This window comes from Sphaerimonospora sp. CA-214678 (genome assembly GCF_050942215.1).
In the GTDB taxonomy this organism is placed as follows: domain Bacteria; phylum Actinomycetota; class Actinomycetes; order Streptosporangiales; family Streptosporangiaceae; genus Sphaerimonospora.
This window is the reverse complement of the sequence record NZ_CP192056.1, coordinates 5,573,401-5,590,571: the sequence shown is the minus strand read 5'-3', so window position 1 is coordinate 5,590,571 and position 17,171 is coordinate 5,573,401. Positions and strand designations below refer to the sequence as shown.

The following is a 17,171-nucleotide window of genomic DNA, read 5'->3' as shown; positions in this document are numbered from 1 at the left end:
CTCAGCGGGGGTGGATCGCGACCGAGAGCCGCCCCTGGGCCTGTGCCTGTGCGAGCCGGGCGGCCTGGCCCGGGGTGGTCGCCAGCACGAGCAGGACGCCCTCGCCCCCCTCTCCGGATGACGGCGGCGTCATCACCCGCACCTCGCGCGCGACCATGACGGCCTGCCGCGCCGTACCCTCCGGCGACGCCCTCTCGATGCTCCCCATGTCGTCCGCCGCCGCGCCCCCGGGCGGCTCCTCCGGCGGCGTCTCCGGGAACGGGTCCGCCGCGAACGGGTCGGTCTCGAACGGGTCGGTCTCGAACGCGGCCAGGACGTCGACGACGTCACCGGGTGAGAGCAACCCGCCGGCGGCCGGGTCGGCGATCCTGACCGGCGTCGCCACCATTCCCGGCCCCTGCGTCGAGAGCATCCCCCGTCCCAGGATCCGCGCGTCGGTGAGCGGTTCGCCCCGTCGCATAGGCCCGGCGACGACCCGTCCCGTCAGCGTGGTCTCCGGATGGAAGACGCCATCGGGCACCGCGTCGGGCGGGAGCCGTACGACCATGACGTCGGAGGCGGACAGCCGACCTCCACCCAGGTCATGGGCGGCGGCGAGGACTTCCACGCCGCCCGGCGGCCCTACGGATGCCAGCGCGCAGGCCATCGCCGCACTCGCGAGGATCGCCGAGATCAGGCGGCGATGAGCGGCGATGCGGCGAGTGATGGAACGACGGCGCTGAGTGGTCGTGAGAGGGCGTGCGAACAGGCGGCTCAGGGCACTCACGGCGGGTCCGGGTTAGGGAAGGTCGAAGGGGAGCTTGACGCCGTCGAGGGCGCTGCCGCAGACGCAGTCGCGTTCGGCCGGGAGGGCCTCGGCGACCGAGCCGACCAGCGTGCGCATCCGCTCGACGTTGGCGGCGAAGAAGGCGAGGACCTCCTCGTGGGTGACCCCCTCGCCGGCCTCGACGCCCGCGTCGTGATCCGTGACGAGCGACAGCGCGGTGTAGCAGAGCGCCAGCTCCCGGGCGAGCACGGCTTCGGGGTGCCCGGTCATGCCGACGATCGACCACCCCGCCGCCGAGAACCACCTCGACTCCGCGCGGGTGGAGAAACGCGGCCCCTCGATCACCACCAGGGTGCCGCCGTCGACCGTGTCCCACCCCGCCTCGACCGCCTTGGCCACGGCGATGGCCCGGCCCTGCGGGCAGTAGGGGTCGGCGAACGACACGTGTACGGCGCAGCCCGTGTCGTAGTAGGTCTGCACCCTCCCGCTGGTCCGGTCCACGAGCTGGTCGGGAACCACCAGTGTGCCCGGCCCGAGCTCGGGGCGCAGTGAGCCGACCGCGTTGGGCGCCAGCACCTGACGTACGCCGAGGGAGCGCAGCGCCCACAGGTTCGCACGGTAGGGAATGCGGTGCGGAGGATGGACGTGGTCACGGCCGTGCCGGGGGACGAACGCCACCGACCGGCCGCCGATCCGGCCCAGCGCGATCTTGTCGCTGGGTGGGCCGTACGGCGTCTCCACCTCGACCTCGTCGGCGTCGTCGAGGAGGGAGTAAAGCCCCGAGCCGCCGATGATGCCGATCTCTACGTGATTGACCATGTCGACGACCCTAACGAAGTCGTCCCGTCCCGGCGGTACGCGGCGGCGTCCTGTGGATAACCGTCCGCACCCGGATCCGGGCGGCCCGGGTTTCAGAGAATTCAGGGCCTTGGAGCCGTGGGTACCTCAGGACCTCAGGCCGCCGTGGTCGAGCCGGACGAGCCGGACGAACCCGAGGATCCCGACGACCCAGAGGACGAGGAGGAAGCGGCGGCGTCCTTCTTGCCCGATCCGCCCGACGACTTCGACGCCTCGCCGCCGGAACCGCTGGAGCCGCTGGAGCCGTTCGCGCCACTCGAGTCCCTCGACCCGCTCGACCCGTTGGAGCCGTTCGACGAGGCCGCCACCGACGACGACGAACCGGAGGAACGGCTGTCGGTGCGGTAGAAGCCGGAGCCCTTGAACACGATGCCCACGGCGGAGAAGACCTTGCGCAGCCGCCCATGGCAGGACGGGCACTCCGTGAGCGGGTCGTCGGAGAACTTCTGGACGACCTCCAACTGCTCGTCGCAGGCCGTGCAGGCGTACTGGTAGGTGGGCACGCGTTCCTCCCGGAACTAACACTTGAAGCCAATGTCGTGTTCGGTGAATCGGCTTCTGCCGCACGGGCGCGGACGCTGTTCGCGACCGACGGCATTCACCGAAAACTGTCTAGCACTCGGCCATGACGATTGCTAATGGTAAGCAACCCACGAGGCCAAACGCCACTCCGGACCGGTTTATTGCCGTACGGGTCGCCTGTCTCGAATGTCCCGTTCGTCGGCCGTCCGCGCTCCCGGCTCCCCCTGCCGGACCGTCTCTCCGCTCACAGGCCGCGTTCGCCGTACCACTCGGCCAGCTTGCCGCGCCGGCTCACGGCGCGAAGCCGGCGCTCGACGGCCTTCCGCTGGCTCGCCGTGGCGACGATGAGGAGCTGATCCCCCGCGATGAGCCGCGTGGTCGAGGTCGGCACGAACGACTCACCGTTGCGTACGACCAAGGTGACCATCGTGTTCGGGGGGAGCCGCAGCTCGAAGATCTCCACCCCGTGCAGCAGGGAGCCGGTCGGGATGCGCACCTGGAGGAGGTCCGCGTCGAGCTCCTCCAGCGGGGCGGAGTCGACGTCGAGCTCCCGCGCCTCACCCTCGGCCGTGACCCCCAGGAAACGTGCGAGATGCGGCAGCGTGGGCCCCTGCGCGAGGGTGAAGACGACGACGATGACGAAGACGTCGTTGAAGAGGCTCTTGGCTCCCGGCACCCCGGCGTTCCATGGGATCGTGGCGAGCACGATGGGTACGGCTCCGCGCAGGCCGGCCCACGACAGGAACATCTGCTCACGCCACGGGATCGCCCCGATCCGGGTGAGCCGTACGTTCCGGGGGAGTCGGATCATCCATGCCAGCCGTACGAGCACGGCCGAGACGGCGACCGAGATCGGCCGGGCGAACAGGACCAGAGCGATCCCGGAGACGAGGGCCGGGACGATCACCTCGGGCAGCTCCGATGGGCTGGCCAGCATGCCGAGCATGACGAACAGGCCGATCTGGGCGAGCCAGGCCGACCCCTCGGCGAACCCGCGGGTGTCGCCGGCGTGCGGGAGCCGGGCGTTGCCCAGCATCAGCGTGGCGATGTAGACGGCGAGGAACCCGCTCCCGTGCAGCAGCGCCGCCCCGCTGTAGGCGATGAAGGCCAGGGCCAGGACCGCGAGGGGGTAGAGCCCCGATGCGGGGAGCGCGACCCGGCGCAGCGCGAAGACGCCCGCCGGTCCGACCAGCACGCCCACGACCGCGCCGATCGCGAGCTCGATCGTGGTGTGCAGAATGATGTTCCCCGGAGTGGGCAGCGGGCCGGAGGCCACGCTGAGCGCCATCACGATGATCACAGCGGGTGCGTCGTTGAACCCGGACTCCGCCTCCAGGACTCCGGCCAGCCGGGGAGGCAGCGGGAGGCGCCGGAGCACGGAGAACACGGCGGCGGCGTCGGTCGACGCGAGCACCGCGCCGAGCAGCAGCGCACTGCGCCAGTCCATGCCCAGCAGGGCGTGCACGGCCACGGCGAGCACGACGACGCTGACCGCGACGCCGAACGTGGCGAGGACCAGGGCGGTGGGCACGCAGTCGCGGACGTTCTTCCAGTTGGTGGTCAGGCCGCCTTCGGCGAGGATGACGGCGAGCGCGATGAGGCCGAGCTGCTGGGCGAGCTGGGAGTTCTCGAACTGGATGCCGCCGATCCCGTCCTCGCCGATCACCAGGCCCAGGCCGAGATAGATCAGCAGACTGGGCAGGCCGGTGCGGTGGACGATTCGGACGGATGCGATGGCCGCGATGACGACGACGGCGGAGACGAGGAGCCAGACGTTCAGACGCTCCACCCGCTTCCCGTCTCGATTATGCCGGCCGATCCCTGCTTTTCTGGTGTATCCGCAACTCGGCGGCCTGTGGCCTTTCGGCTGTTCCGCCTACCCGTTCCGCCAAGCGTCAGACGCCCGGAGCGCCCCTCATGCCCGGAGCGCCCCTCATGCCCGAAGCACCCCACACGCCCACGCCCTGCATGTTCCGCGCCCCGCATGCTCCAGGCGCCTGGCATGCTCCAGACCGTTACACAGGGTCGGAGGCTCCGGGAGCCTCGTCGTTCGTACGAACCTCAGGCTCCAGAAGCCCCGCAGCTCCCGGACACGGAGAGCCGCCGGGTCGTCAGGGGGCCGTCAGATGGACGATCCCGCTGGGCAGAGCGGCGTAACGCACCCGTCGATCGTGCGGCTCCGCCGGGACGCCGTCGAGGAGTTCGCCCTCGTGCAGCAGCGCCACCGTCGGCACGTTGGGCCCGACACGGGCCAGCGCCCTGTCGTAGCACCCCCGGCCACGGCCGAGCCGTACACCCGTCGTGCGGTCGACGGCGAGGGCGGGCACGAGGACCAGGGCCGCGGTCCGGATGGCGTCGACCCCGCGCCGAGTGTCCACCGGCTCCATGATCCCAGACGGTCCGGGAGCGAGTGAGTCCGGCCCGTCGTAAACGGCCCAGTCGAGGTCGCCGTCCGGTGACTGCACCGGAAGGATCACGGTCGAACCGTGCTTCCACAGTGCCAGGACCAGCCCGTGGGTCGACGGTTCCGTACCGAACGACCAGTAGCACGCCACCAGCCCGGCCATCTGCACCCATGCCTGGTCCAGCAGGGTTTCGCGCGTCGCGGCCGACGACTCCCGCAGCGTCGCCGCATCCATCCCGGCCCTGCCGTCCAGGATCAGCCGACGCAGGTTCATCTTGTCCATGGGCTGCTCCGTTAGTGTTTCAGACATGGCTGACTTCGACCCCGTGACCAAAGCCGTCGTGCCCGCAGCGGGTCTGGGCACCCGATTCCTGCCCGCGACGAAGGCGACCCCCAAGGAGATGCTGCCGATCGTCGACAAGCCTGCCATCCAGTACGTCGTTGAGGAAGCGGTGTCCGCCGGCCTGCTCGACGTGCTGATGGTGACCGGCCGCAACAAGCGGTCCATCGAGGATCATTTCGACGTAGCGTACGAGCTTGAGGACGCGCTCCGCGCCAAGGGCGACGAGGAACGGCTCTCGCAGGTTCAGGAGCCGGTCGACCTCGCCATCATGCACTACGTACGGCAGGGCGAGCCGAAGGGGCTCGGCCACGCCGTGCTGTGCGCCAAGCAGCACGTCGGACACGAGCCGTTCGCCTGTCTGCTCGGTGACGACCTCATCGACCCGCGTGACCCGCTGCTCAAGCGCATGATCGAGGTGCGCGCCACCTACGGCGGCAGCGTCGTCGCGCTCATGGAGGTGCCGCGGGAGCAGATCTCCCAGTACGGCGCTGCCGCGATCACGCCGACCGACCAGGAGGACGTGGTCCGCGTCACCGACCTCGTGGAGAAGCCCCCGGCCGGCGAGGCCCCCTCGAACTGGGCGATCATCGGACGGTACGTGATCGATCCCACCGTGTTCGAGGTGCTCGAGAACACCCCGCCCGGGCGCGGCGGCGAGATCCAGCTCACCGACGCCCTGCGCACGCTGGCCGCCCGCGGTTCAGGCGACGGCGGCCCGGTGCACGGAGTGCTGTTCCGCGGCCGGCGTTACGACACCGGAAACAAACTCGACTACCTCCGCACGGTCGTACAGTTCGCCGCAGGCCGCGACGACCTCGCCCCCGAGTTCCTGCCGTGGTTGCGGGAGTTCCTCGACGACGCGAAGTCGTGAGGGCATCCGTGGCCCAGAGCGAAGCCCAGTCATAACGAAAGCGGGATCATGATGAAAGCCGTCGATCGGCATCTCGCCGACATCCTCGGGGCCGTCCGGCCGCTGGCCCCGATGGAGGTCGACATCGAGAACGCACTCGGCACAGTGCTCGCCGAGGACGTGGCCTCGCCCATGCCGCTTCCGCCGTTCGACAACTCGGCGATGGACGGCTATGCCGTACGGGCCGAGGACGTCGCGGCCGCTCCGGTCACACTGCCGGTGATCGAGGACGTGGCGGCGGGGGACGGCGGGGTGTACGCCGTCGGGCCGGGTCTGGTCGCCCGCATCATGACCGGGGCGCCCGTGCCCGCCGGCGCGGACGCCGTCGTGCCGGTGGAGTGGACCGACGGCGGCACCGCCCGCGTCACGATCAACATGCCGGCGCCGTTCGGCAACGCGATCAGGCGGGCGGGCGAGGACGTGGAGGCGGGCGACCTCGTGCTCCGCGCGGGCACCAGGATCGGCCCCGCCCAGGTCGGCATCCTCGCCGGGGTCGGCCGCCGCCAGGTCATCGTGCGGCCCAGGCCCCGGGTGGTGGTGCTGTCCACCGGCGCGGAACTGGCCGAGCCCGGCACACCGCTCGGGCCCGGGCAGATCTGGGAGTCCAACAGCTTCATGCTCGCGGCGGCCGTACGGCAGGCCGGGGGAGACGGCTTCCGCGCCGGAGTGGTGACCGACGACCCGAGGGAGTTCCTGGAGGCGCTCGACAACCAACTGCTGCGGGCCGACGCCGTCATCACCAGCGGCGGGGTCTCGATGGGGGCGTACGAGCCGGTCAAGGAGGCACTGGCCCCACTGGGCAAGGTCGCCTTCGAGAGGGTCGCCATGCAGCCGGGCATGCCGCAGGGCTTCGGGCTGGTCGGTCAGGACGCGGTGCCGATCTTCACGCTGCCCGGCAATCCGGTCTCGTCGTTCGTGTCGTTCGTGCTGTTCGTCAAGCCGGCGCTGCTGGCCATGCAGGGGCTGCCCGCCGGGCCGCCGCCGACCGTACGGGCGGTCACGTCGGCGCCGCTGCGGTCGCCGGAGGGCAAGCGGTCCTTCCTGCGTGCCGTGCTGTCCGGCGGCGTGGTCGCCCCCGTGCACGGACAGGGCTCCCACCAGCTCGCCGCCCTGGCGAGCGCCAACGCTCTGATCGTGCTCCCGGAGGACGTGACACAACTGCCCCAAGGGGCCGAGGTGGAGGTGATCCCGCTTTGAACAGCGACCCCGCGAGCGGTCACACCGGAGGTCTCACGCACATCGACGAGTCCGGTGCGGCCCGGATGGTGGATGTCTCGGCGAAGGACGTGAGCGCGCGTACGGCCACCGCCACGGGCCGCGTCCTGCTCGCGCCGGAGGCCGTCGCCGTGCTGCGCTCCGGAGAGGTGCCGAAGGGGGACGCGCTCGGGGTGGCCAGGATCGCCGGGATCATGGGGGCCAAGCGCACCCCCGACCTGGTGCCGCTCTGCCATCCGATCGCACTGCACGGGGTGAAGGTGGAGCTCACCGTCGTCGACACCGGTGTGGAGATCACCGCCAGGGTGAAGACGGCGGACCGGACCGGTGTCGAGATGGAGGCGCTGACGGCCGTCGCGGTCGCCGGGCTCGCCCTGATCGACATGATCAAGGCCGTCGATCCGGGCGCCGTCATCACCGACGTCAAGGTGGCGGAGAAGACGGGCGGAAAGACCGGCCGGTGGACCCGTCCCGGCGAGAGCCGATCGGGGCCCGGCTGATCCGGGCCCGGCCGGACAAGGGAAAGGTACGCCGGGTGGGACGGAAGCCGCAGAGCAGGGAGAGGAGCGCGGCGGTGCGTGCGTTGGTTGTCACGGTGTCGAACCGGGCGGCTGCCGGGATCTATGAGGACAGATCCGGTCCGCTGCTCGCGTCACTGCTGGCCGAGGCCGGCTGCGACGTGGTGGACGGGCCGCGAGTGGTGCCCGACGGAGACCCGGTGGAGGCCGTGCTGCGCGAAGGCGTGGCCGAGGGATACGACGTGATCGTGACGACCGGCGGCACCGGCGTCACCCCCGGTGATCTCACCCCCGAGATGACCCGGCGCGTCATCGGCCGCGAGATCCCCGGCATCGCCGAGGCCGTACGCCTGGTCAACCGCGACCGCGTGCCGACGTCGATCCTCTCGCGCGGCCTCGCCGGCCAGGCCGGCGACACCTTGATCGTCAACCTGCCCGGCTCGTCCGGTGGTGTACGCGACGGCATGGCCGTGCTCGCGCCGATCCTCGGACACGTCGTCGATCAGATCCATGGCGGGGACCACCCCCGCCACCCCACCCCCTGACCCCCGCCCACCACGCGACCCGCGTGAACCCCATGCCCGTGATCTTGCGAATTCTGGCAGGTGAGCCCGTTGACCTGCCCGGACCCCTTCCGTGATCTTGCAGAAACTCGCACGCAAGGTCGCCCACCAGGGCGAACGCCCTTCGTGATCTTGCATCGCGAGATCGCGTACGGCCCGCCCCGCACGCCGGCCTCGGTGCCGGCGCCGTGTTTCCGATCCTGCCGTCCTTCGTGCGCTACGCGCCCCCGCATGGCGCGTCGACCGTACTTCGGAGGATGATTGGACGGTGGATCGACTTCGCGGCTGGCCGGCGACCTTGGCGGAGGGGCCGGTAGGGCTCCGTCCGCTGCGTCTGCGTGACGTCCGGGACTGGCGCGACACCCGCCTCCGCAACGCCGAGTGGCTGCGTCCGTGGGAGCCGAGCAACCCCGAGACCCCGCTGTTCCGGACCGGGCTGGGGCCGTACGTCTCGATGGTGGGGACGCTCCGCCGCGAGGCCCGGCAGGGGCTCGCCATGCCGTGGGTCGTGACGTACGAGGGCAGGTTCGCCGGTCAGCTCACGATCGGGGCGGTCGTCTGGGGTTCGGCGCGCTCCGCCCAGGTGGGGTACTGGATCGACGGCGCCCTCGCGGGGCGTGGCATCATCCCGACGGCTCTGGCCATGGCGGTCGACCACTGCTTCTTCACCACCGGTTTACACCGTTTGGAGGCGAGCATCCGGCCGGAGAACCACGCCAGTCGCAGGGTCGTGGAGAAGCTCGGGTTCCGGGAGGAAGGCATTCGCAGACGTCAGCTCCACATCGACGGCGCGTGGCGTGACCACATCTGCTACGCGCTGACCGTGGAGGACGTGCCTCGCGGGCTGCTCGTCCAGTGGCGCAGGACGAGGAACGAGGCGGCCGCCCGGCCAAGCGAGCCCAGCCCCGGCTGACGCGGACGGCGTGGCCGTACGGAAGCCGCGCCGGGAGATGCGGCGCGGTTGACCGAACGGGATCCGGGCAGTGCGAGATCGAATTACAGGAAGGGCTTTGACGATCTCGCGACACACCGCACCGAATGCTCGTCAATCAGTGACAGTCCGCTCTACCGTGCGTGACGTGAACACTGCTCCGCCGACACTGGTCCCCGGCAGTGTTCACGCTGCCCGGAGGTGGTCGTATGGGTAGCGCCATCCTCTACTTCGCCATCGTCGTGATGTGGCTGAGCGTCCTGCTGCCCATGTGGCTGCGCCGGGACCGGCACGTCGACGAGGAAGACTTCAACGATCACACCGCCGACACCGAGGGCGACACGATCGTCGAGCCGCCCGCCGAGCAGTCCGGAAAGGAGACGAGCACACCGGGCGAACTCGACGATATCCCCTCTCCTGCCGAGGCCACGACTCAGGAAGGACCGGACGACGCAGCGGATACCGCTGCCGCGCCCGGCCCCCTGGCGGTACGGCGGCATGCCGGCAAGCGGAGGGTCCGCATCCTCGCCCGCCGCCGCAGGCGGCTGCTGTGGAGCGTTCTGCTCGTCCTCGCCTCCGTGGTCACCGCGGCCGTCCGGGTGATGCCGTGGTGGGGGGTCGCGCCGTCGGGCGTCCTGCTCGTGGGCTATCTCGCCGTGCTGCGGATCGCCGTACGGATCGATCGGGAGCAGCGGGAGCGGGCCGCCGCGGCGCGGGCTGCGTATCTGCGCAGGCAGCGTGAGCGGCGACGGGCCATGGCCAGGGAGGCGGAGATCATCGAGTTCGAGGCGCGCAGGCAGGTCAAGGTCTTCGACCAGTACGCCGAAGGCCGCCGCGCGGTCGGAGACTGATCGGATGGCGCGAGAAGCCCGCAGAGTTTGCTAACCTGGTCGAGGTCGTTGGGGCTATAGCGCAGTCCGGTAGCGCACTTCGTTCGCATCGAAGGGGTCTGGGGTTCAAATCCCCATAGCTCCACCACGACAGAGGCCGGTTCCGCCCAGCGGGACCGGCCTCTTGCTCTTCTGGGCGACCGACCGAGTGACTGCGGCGCCGACTCCACTCGCGGCGGGCAGGCTCAGCATCGGTGGGCTTGTCGACCGGCTCGGTCGTCGACCAGCGGAAAGTTCGTTCTCTTGGCGTGATCTCCGGCGATCACCGCTTCCGTACGTGGGTGAAAGGCGGCATTCCTCCGACGGAGGACCAGAGCACACCGAGGCGCCGTCCGGAAACTTCGCGCTTCCGGTCATTCCGGAGGGCCGGCGACACAGTCGTCCGACGGACGGATGCCGAAATGTCGCGCCGACTCGGACTCCTGGGCGAGGCGGCGCAGCGCGTCGAACGCCTTGCCGTACAGGACCTGGCAGATCACCAGCGCCTCGACGGCCGTGTCTCGCGGCCCGTCAATGGGGATCTTCCCTATGTCGTGCTCCTTGACCAGGGTGTCCGCTGCTCTGGCGTAGGGGAGCAAATCGTCGCGCGTCACCGGCATGCCGAGGTGCTTCAGCGTGACAAGGGTCTGGGCCAGTTCGTCGCGGGTCGGGGCGTCCGGGCGCACATGCTGCCAGTCGAGGTCGGTGACCAGGTGATCGACGATCTCTCGGGCAGCGCGCCAGTCCTCGTCATCGGGGACGGGCTCGGGTGCCGGGCTGAGCGCGTAATGGGCGGTTCCCAACATCTCGTGGATGTCGGTCTCCTCGTCTTCCACGGCTTCGATGATCTTGCGGATCGACGACACCGGCAGCCGTCCGACCTCCAGGAGCGCTCGGATGAGCCGCAGCCTGCGCAGGTGCGACTGGTCGTACTCCGCCCGGGTGGCCGACGTCTGCCTGCCCTGGGGCAGCAGACCCTCACGCAGGTAGAACTTGATCGTCGGGATGGGCACCCCGGATTCGGCGCTGAGCTGGGATATCCGCATAACTGGATAGTACTACTTGCCAAAGTTGATGGATAGCATTACTATCCAGGCATTGAATAGTTCCACTATCCAAAGGATGTGATCATGCGCCAGAGCGCTCGGATCGACGGCGACTTCGTCGTCTTCCTGGTCGGGATGCGGATCAATCGGTTCAGGGCGCTGCGCAAGTGGCTTCCGGTGGCCCGCGCGATGACGCCGATGCTCAAGGAGCTTCAGGTCGACCCCGCCCACGGACTGCTGGGCTTCGAGAACTTCTTCAACGGCAGGACGACGCTGATGGTGCAGTACTGGCGCAGCATGGACCACCTGCTCGCCTACGCCAAGAACCGCGATGCGAACCACTGGCCGGCCTGGCAGCGTTTCTTCCGGGAGGCGTACCGGAGCGAGGCCGTGGGGATCTGGCATGAGACCTACGCGGTCAGCGGCTATGAAACCGTCTACGTCAACATGCCGCCCTTCGGCCTTGGCCGGGCGGGGGAACTCGCGCCCACGACGAAGCTGGGCGACAGGTCCGCCGAGCGCTTCGCCGTACGGAACTGACGCCTGGGGCGAGGGCCTGTCGGACAGTGCGCGCGGCCCGGACGGCGCCTGCTCCACCCCGCGACCGCGGGGGCCCCGAACACCGCGCTGGACTCGCCGGCCGTAGGCTCCGCTACGGCCTCCTCCTCCGGCTTACGATGCGTCCGTCTGGATCCACGCCCGCGACGGGCGGTATTCATCAGGACCTCCGAGGAGACCCCCGCCTTCAGGCGGGGGAGGAATCGGACCCCTGCGGAGCAGGGCAGGGATAGGCGGTTCGCTGCCAGGCGAACCGCCGTCTCGAACACCTGCATGATGCTTAGCTGATCGTACGGTAAAATGTGAGGCATGGCGCAGCTTGTGAAGCGGGCGTACAAGTACCGCTTCTACCCGACCCCCGAGCAGGCCGAGGAGCTTGCCCGGACGTTCGGGTGCGTGCGCCTGGTCTACAACAAGGCTCTTGAGGAGCGGACCCGCGCCTACACCCAAGAGGGCCGCCGGGTCTCCTACGTGGAGACCTCGGCGATGCTCACCGCCTGGAAGCGCACCGAGGAACTGGCGTTCCTCAACGAGGTGTCCAGCGTGCCGCTCCAGCAGGCGCTTCGGCACCTGCAAGCGGCGTTCGCGAACTTCTTCGCCAAGCGAGCCAAGTACCCAGCGTTCAAGTCCCGTAAGCGCTCGCGTGCGTCGGCGGAGTACACCCGCTCCGCGTTCCGCTGGAAGGACGGGCGGCTGTTCCTGGCGAAGATGGACGGCCCGCTGAACATCGTGTGGTCGCGCCGGCTTCCGGAGGGGGCGGAGCCGTCCACGGTCACCGTGAGCGGGGACGCGGCCGGGCGGTGGTTCGTGTCGATTCTGGTCGAGGAGAAGATCCGCCCACTCGACCCGAGTGGGAACCGGGTTGGGGTGGACGCCGGGGTCACCGCCCTGGTCACGCTCTCCACCGGGGAGAAGGTCACCAACCCCCGGCATGAGCGGCGTGACCGGCGCAAGCTCGCCAAGGCGCAGCGTGCCCTGGCCCGCAAGCAGAAGGGCTCGAAAAACCGCGAGAAGGCCCGATTGAAGGTCGCCCGCGTGTACGCGCGGATCACCGACCGACGGCGCGACTTCCTGCACAAGGTCACCACACGGCTTGTTCGCGAGAACCAAGTGATCGCCGTGGAAGACCTGACCGTCCGCAACATGGTCCGCAACCACAGCCTGGCCCGCGCCATCTCCGATGCGTCCTGGCGGGAACTCCGCTCGATGCTGGAGTACAAGTGCGCCTGGTACGGACGCACGCTGGTGACCGTGGACCGGTGGTTCCCCAGCAGCAAGCTGTGCTCGGCGTGCGGCACCCTGCAAGAGGCGATGCCGCTGAACGTCCGGTCGTGGGAGTGCGCCTGCGGGGCGGTCCACGACCGGGACGTCAACGCCGCACGTAACATCCTCGCCGCCGGGCTGGCGGAGAGGTAGAACGCCTGTGGAGCTGGTGTAAGACCTCAACGAGAGTCCTCTCGGACGAGGCGACCGGCGGTGAAGCAGGAAGATCCGACCGGCGACGGTCGGAATCCCCTCTCTTCAGGGAGGGGAGGAAGTCAACAGACAGTCCCCAGCGTCGCGGCACTAGCCGAGCCCCGCGTACTGGCGGGGGCGCAGGGCCTGGGCACGCAGCGCGGCCAGCGCGGCCGACCGGCCGGCGGGGCTGAGCTGCCAGGGGGAGTTCCACCCGCAGTCGACGCGCAGACCGAGGGCGTCGAGGCGACGCTCCAGCTCGCCGAGCGGTGCGGTCAGGTCGAGGGTGGACACCCGGTCGCCCCGTGCCGTACGCCAGCCCTCGCCGTTCACCACCTCGGCCACCCGGGCACGCAGCTCGCCGAAGTCCAGCGAAGCACCGTCGGCCAGCAGCATCAGCGCCGACTCGCGTGCGGAGACCTCGAACTCGTGCTCGCCCGCCGCCGGGGTGAGCAGCGCGGTCGTGGCCGCGGTCCACAGCGCTCCCCGGTCGTCCAGCAGCTCCCGTCCGGTCGGGGTGAGGATGAGCTTGCGACCCGTACGGCGCAGCACCCGCAGCTCCCGAAGGGCGATGCCTTTGAGCGTGGTCAGCGCGAACACCTCGGCCTCACTGCGGACCGATCCCGTCGTGTTGGTCTCCCAGCCGAAGCGCTCCACGGCCTCGACGGCGACGGCCCGGGCCAGGTTCAGCCGTTCGGTGAGGCGGATGCCGTGGCGGGCCAGCCCGAGCAGCCACCGCAGCGGCTCCAGATGCGGGCCCTCCGGTGGTGGTACGGGGGCGTGCAGCCGCACCTCGAAGGGCTGGGCGAGCTCCCGGCGGGCCGGGCCGCGGCCGAGCACCCAGCGGTTGAGCCGCTCCCCGTGTACGCGGTGCAGCCAGCAGTCGCCGCCCAGCTCCGTGCGGGGGACGGTGAGCCAGCGCCGGGTCAGCTCCGCCCGGTCCAGCGGTTCGCCGGACACTATCGCGAGCTCCAGGGCGGCGGCACAGGCGACGTGCGCGCCCATCTCCTCCGGCCCCATGATGGAGCTCCAGGACAGCTCCGCGATGTCCGGGGGCACCACCCCGGTCGCTTCGAGCGCCTGGTGGTAGGCGGCCATCCCGACCTCCTCGCCCTCCCGGGCGTACGTCCGCAGGATCCGCGCCGTGACCGGTGAGTCGCAGAGGGCGGCGTATCGCTGCATGCCACCCAGCCGCAGCAGTTCGCCGAGTGCCCGCGCGATGGTCCGGCGGTCGCCGGCCACCTTGACGGGCAGGGTGTACCAGAGGAACTCGCATACGTCGAGTTGGCTGATGGTCTCCAGCGCTTCGCCGCCGGCGAGCCATTCGACGGCAACACGGGCCGACTCGGCGATGTGCGGCTCCGAGCGCTCCAGCCGTGCCAGAAGCGCGGCCACATCAGGTGCGGGCATGACCCGCAGTCTGCCGTATGGACCCCATCGTTGACGACGACCCGGCATCATGGCGACCACCCCCGCGACCAACGATACGGGGGATCAAACCCACGATCGGAAAAGCATCCGGGCAAACCAGTCATCGTACGGCAGGACCTCGGCGGCGATCACCGGATAGAGCCACCAGAAGTTGGCCAGCGCGAGCAGGGCGAACGTCCCGGCTCCCACGATTCCGCCGAGGCGACGCCGGCGCGAGGTGTCCGCGCCTCCGATGAGGAGTCCGAAGGCCAGCACGATCGCCAAGATCATGAACGGCACCAGCGGCATCGCGTAGAACAGGAACATCGTCCGGTTGCCGACGATCGCGAAGTAGAACCAGGGCAGCCAGCCGGCGGCGTAGCCGAGGAGCACCGCGCCGGCGCGCCAGTCGCGCGTCGCGACGTACCAGGTGATCATCGCGATCAGGGCGATCAGTCCGCCGTACCAGATCACCGGGGTTCCGGTGCCGAGCACCGCCCACGAGCACGACGGGGTCCCGCAGGACGTGGGTTGCTCGTAGAAGAACGCGACCGGCTTGAGCAGCAGCGGCCACGACCACGGGGTGGACTGGTACGGATGCGAGGTCTGCAGCCCCTCATGGAACGTCAGCACCTGGACCTGGTAGTCGATCCACGAGCCCAGGGACTTGGACACGAAGTGGAACGGCCCGCCGGACGTCGCCTCGGTCCAGTTGCGGCCGAAGCCGCCGTCGGTGGCGAACCAGCCGGCGAACGAAGCGACGTAGGCCACCGCCGGGATCAGGCCCGCCCAGAGGGCGGTGAGCGGCAGATCGCGCCGGAACATCCCGATGTACGGCCTGCGCACCCCGACGGCCCGCCGCGCGCCCGCGTCCCAGACCAGCGACATGATCCCGAGGGCGAGGATGTAGAACAGGCCGGTCCACTTGGTGGCCAGCGCGGCGCTCAGGCACAGGCCGGCCGCGAGCCGCCAGGGCCGGAGACCGAGCGACGGGCCGACGCCCCGGGCGTCCTCAGGGGGCCCGGCCTCGTGCCAGTCGGCCAGCCGCGCGCGCACCCGGTCGCGGTCGACGACCAGGCAGGCGAACGCCGCGAGGACCCAGAACATCAGGAAGATGTCCAGCAGCGCCGTACGGGACAGCACGAAGTGGAGGGCGTCGAGCGAGAGCAGGAACCCGGCCAGGCAGCCCAGCAGCGTCGACCGGGTCATCCGCCGGGCCACCCTCGCGAGGATCAGGATGGAGATCGATCCCAGCAGGGCGGCGGCGAACCGCCACCCGAACGGGTTCATTCCGAAGATCATCTCGCCGAGGCCGATGATCCACTTGCCGAGCGGCGGATGCACCACATAGCTGGCGCACTGGTCCGCCTGCTCGCAGTGCTTGAAGATGTTCAGGTTGCCCGCGTTCACCAGAGCGTCGGCGCCGTCGACGAACTGCCGCTCGACGCCGAACTTGATCGTCGAGTAGGCGTCCTTCGCGTAGTAGGTCTCGTCGAAGATGAGAACCTTGGGCGTGCCGAGATGGAGGAATCGCAGGACCGCCCCGAACGCCGCGACCGCGATCGGGCCGATCCAGCCCCACAGAGCGTCGCCACTCAGGGGCGGGACCATCCGGTCGCGCAGGGAGACGGCGGGCGAGCCGGATGAGTCCGGGTCGCCGCTCTGGGAGGTCGGGGACCCCTGCTCGGGCTGTTCGAACGCCTGGTAAGGGGAATCGGTCACGGCCACTCCGACAGCGTACTGGCGAGGGCAGGCTTCGAACATCGCCTACGCGAGGATTGGGGATATCCGGCCGTTCACGGGTGAACGTTTCAGCCGGAAACGGTGAGGATTCTCCAGCGGCTCAGGTGGAAAACCCACGAGGGCTCACACGAGGACCCTTCGAGGTCCTACGTGCCGGTCTTCGAAACCTTACGTGCCGAGCGGGCTCGCCCGTTCACGACCGAGAAGCCGGCGAGGTCATAGGCTGGATCGGTGCTGATTCTCGCAGGAGCCCCGATCGGCCGTACGGGAGACGCGACGCCGCGGCTCCGCGAGGCACTGGGAACCGCCGACGTGATCGCCGCCGAGGACACCCGGCGGCTGAGAAGGCTCGCGGCCGACCTCGGCGTGACCCTGACCGGGCGCGTCGTTTCCTATTACGACGCCAACGAGAGCCGGCGGGCGGCCGAGCTCCTGGAGGCGCTGGTCCAGGGCAGCACGGTCGTGGTGATCACGGATGCCGGCATGCCGGGGGTGTCCGATCCCGGCTATCGGCTCACCAGGCTGGCCGTGGACGCGGGCGTGCCGGTGACCGCCCTGCCGGGTCCGTCGGCCGTCACCACCGCGCTCGCCGTCTCCGGCCTGCCCAGCGACCGCTTCTGCTTCGAGGGGTTCCCGCCGCGCAAGCCGGGGGAGCGGGCCAGGCGGCTCGCCGGCCTGGCCGCCGAGGAGCGCACGATGGTGTTCTTCGAGGCGCCGCACCGCCTGCGCGCCTGCCTGGAGGCGATGGCCGAGGCGTTCGGCCCCGGCCGTGCGGCCGCCGTCTGCCGTGAGCTCACCAAGACGTACGAGGAGGTGCGGCGCGGCACCCTCGCCGAGCTGGCCGACTGGGCGGCGGGCGAGGTCAGGGGGGAGATCACGCTCGTCGTGGCGGGACTGCCGCCCGACCTCGCCCCGCCCGACATGGCAGAGCTGGTCGACGAGGTGGCCCGGCGGGAGGCCTCGGGCGTGTCGCGCAAACACGCGATCGTCGACGTGGCCAAGTCCGCCGGCATCCCCAAACGCGACCTGTACGACGCCGTCCACGGTCGCTGAGGTCCGC

At 70.1% G+C, this 17,171-nt stretch carries 16 protein-coding genes, 1 tRNA gene and 2 pseudogenes; 11 read left to right on the top strand and 8 right to left on the bottom strand.

The annotated features are described in order from the left end of the window. Nucleotide 1: 1 nt before the first annotated feature. Together ACQP1K_RS24920 and ACQP1K_RS24915 are read right to left on the bottom strand one after the other, a co-directional pair. The gene (locus ACQP1K_RS24920; RefSeq protein ID WP_433498116.1) at nucleotides 2–766 is read right to left on the bottom strand and encodes an SAF domain-containing protein; all 765 of its coding nucleotides are present in this window, start codon (nucleotides 764–766) and stop codon (nucleotides 2–4) included. A gap of 12 nt (nucleotides 767–778) precedes the next feature. Continuing rightward, entirely contained in the window at nucleotides 779–1,585 is an 807-nt protein-coding gene (locus ACQP1K_RS24915) for an S-methyl-5'-thioadenosine phosphorylase (RefSeq protein ID WP_433498115.1), read from the bottom strand. 117 nt (nucleotides 1,586–1,702) lie between these two features. Here ACQP1K_RS24915 and ACQP1K_RS24910 point away from each other — a divergent pair, with 117 nt between their 5' ends. Next, entirely contained in the window at nucleotides 1,703–1,972 is a 270-nt protein-coding gene (locus ACQP1K_RS24910) for a hypothetical protein (protein WP_433501681.1), read from the top strand. Nucleotides 1,973–2,034: 62 nt separating this feature from the next. Here ACQP1K_RS24910 and ACQP1K_RS24905 read toward each other — a convergent pair. The 3 genes and pseudogenes from ACQP1K_RS24905 to ACQP1K_RS24895 form a co-directional block, all read right to left on the bottom strand. Continuing rightward, nucleotides 2,035–2,127: pseudogene (locus ACQP1K_RS24905) on the bottom strand (FmdB family zinc ribbon protein); the annotation flags it as partial. A 263-nt stretch (nucleotides 2,128–2,390) separates the two neighbouring features. Beyond that, on the bottom strand, nucleotides 2,391–3,935 hold the full coding sequence (locus tag ACQP1K_RS24900) for a potassium/proton antiporter (RefSeq protein ID WP_433498114.1): 1,545 nt from the start codon (nucleotides 3,933–3,935) through the stop codon (nucleotides 2,391–2,393). A gap of 322 nt (nucleotides 3,936–4,257) precedes the next feature. Further along, the gene (locus ACQP1K_RS24895) at nucleotides 4,258–4,833 is read right to left on the bottom strand and encodes a 5-formyltetrahydrofolate cyclo-ligase (RefSeq protein WP_433498113.1); all 576 of its coding nucleotides are present in this window, start codon (nucleotides 4,831–4,833) and stop codon (nucleotides 4,258–4,260) included. A 25-nt stretch (nucleotides 4,834–4,858) separates the two neighbouring features. On the opposite strand from ACQP1K_RS24895, the gene galU reads away from it, so the two are divergent. The 7 genes from galU to ACQP1K_RS24860 all read left to right on the top strand — a co-directional run bounded on the left by galU (nucleotide 4,859) and on the right by ACQP1K_RS24860 (nucleotide 10,008). Then, on the top strand, nucleotides 4,859–5,764 hold the full coding sequence (galU, locus tag ACQP1K_RS24890; protein ID WP_433498112.1) for a UTP--glucose-1-phosphate uridylyltransferase GalU: 906 nt from the start codon (nucleotides 4,859–4,861) through the stop codon (nucleotides 5,762–5,764). A 51-nt stretch (nucleotides 5,765–5,815) separates the two neighbouring features. Then, nucleotides 5,816–7,000, top strand: a complete 1,185-nt coding sequence (gene glp / locus ACQP1K_RS24885) for a molybdotransferase-like divisome protein Glp (protein ID WP_433501639.1) — start codon at nucleotides 5,816–5,818, stop codon at nucleotides 6,998–7,000. Continuing rightward, the gene (gene moaC / locus ACQP1K_RS24880; protein WP_433498111.1) at nucleotides 6,997–7,518 is read left to right on the top strand and encodes a cyclic pyranopterin monophosphate synthase MoaC; all 522 of its coding nucleotides are present in this window, start codon (nucleotides 6,997–6,999) and stop codon (nucleotides 7,516–7,518) included. Before glp ends, moaC begins: the two co-directional genes overlap by 4 nt. Nucleotides 7,519–7,592: 74 nt before the next feature. After that, a complete protein-coding gene (locus ACQP1K_RS24875; RefSeq protein ID WP_433498110.1) occupies nucleotides 7,593–8,081 on the top strand; it encodes a MogA/MoaB family molybdenum cofactor biosynthesis protein in 489 nt (162 codons plus the stop codon). 286 nt (nucleotides 8,082–8,367) lie between these two features. Then, nucleotides 8,368–9,012: a GNAT family N-acetyltransferase gene (locus ACQP1K_RS24870; protein ID WP_433498109.1), complete on the top strand. Its 645-nt coding sequence runs from the start codon at nucleotides 8,368–8,370 to the stop codon at nucleotides 9,010–9,012. A 227-nt stretch (nucleotides 9,013–9,239) separates the two neighbouring features. After that, a complete protein-coding gene (gene sepX / locus ACQP1K_RS24865; protein WP_433498108.1) occupies nucleotides 9,240–9,881 on the top strand; it encodes a divisome protein SepX/GlpR in 642 nt (213 codons plus the stop codon). A 50-nt stretch (nucleotides 9,882–9,931) separates the two neighbouring features. Further along, nucleotides 9,932–10,008 (top strand) — tRNA-Ala (locus ACQP1K_RS24860). A gap of 265 nt (nucleotides 10,009–10,273) precedes the next feature. On the opposite strand, the gene ACQP1K_RS24855 is transcribed toward ACQP1K_RS24860, so the two are convergent. Continuing rightward, nucleotides 10,274–10,945 (bottom strand): MerR family transcriptional regulator, encoded by a 672-nt coding sequence (locus tag ACQP1K_RS24855; protein WP_433498107.1) that lies wholly within the window; start codon nucleotides 10,943–10,945, stop codon nucleotides 10,274–10,276. A gap of 84 nt (nucleotides 10,946–11,029) precedes the next feature. On the opposite strand from ACQP1K_RS24855, the gene ACQP1K_RS24850 reads away from it, so the two are divergent. Together ACQP1K_RS24850 and ACQP1K_RS24845 are read left to right on the top strand one after the other, a co-directional pair. Next, nucleotides 11,030–11,485, top strand: coding sequence for a DUF4188 domain-containing protein (locus tag ACQP1K_RS24850; RefSeq protein ID WP_433498106.1), 456 nt, complete (start codon nucleotides 11,030–11,032; stop codon nucleotides 11,483–11,485). 327 nt (nucleotides 11,486–11,812) lie between these two features. After that, nucleotides 11,813–13,073: pseudogene (locus ACQP1K_RS24845) on the top strand (RNA-guided endonuclease InsQ/TnpB family protein). Here ACQP1K_RS24845 and ACQP1K_RS24840 read toward each other — a convergent pair. Together ACQP1K_RS24840 and ACQP1K_RS24835 are read right to left on the bottom strand one after the other, a co-directional pair. Then, nucleotides 13,070–14,368 (bottom strand): hypothetical protein, encoded by a 1,299-nt coding sequence (locus tag ACQP1K_RS24840; RefSeq protein WP_433498105.1) that lies wholly within the window; start codon nucleotides 14,366–14,368, stop codon nucleotides 13,070–13,072. The pseudogene ACQP1K_RS24845 and the gene ACQP1K_RS24840 overlap by 4 nt on opposite strands. A gap of 84 nt (nucleotides 14,369–14,452) precedes the next feature. Then, complete coding sequence (locus ACQP1K_RS24835; RefSeq protein ID WP_433498104.1) at nucleotides 14,453–16,090, bottom strand: dolichyl-phosphate-mannose--protein mannosyltransferase; 1,638 nt, start codon at nucleotides 16,088–16,090, stop codon at nucleotides 14,453–14,455. 252 nt (nucleotides 16,091–16,342) lie between these two features. Here ACQP1K_RS24835 and rsmI point away from each other — a divergent pair, with 252 nt between their 5' ends. Next, complete coding sequence (gene rsmI / locus ACQP1K_RS24830; RefSeq protein WP_433498103.1) at nucleotides 16,343–17,164, top strand: 16S rRNA (cytidine(1402)-2'-O)-methyltransferase; 822 nt, start codon at nucleotides 16,343–16,345, stop codon at nucleotides 17,162–17,164. Nucleotides 17,165–17,171 lie beyond the last annotated feature (7 nt).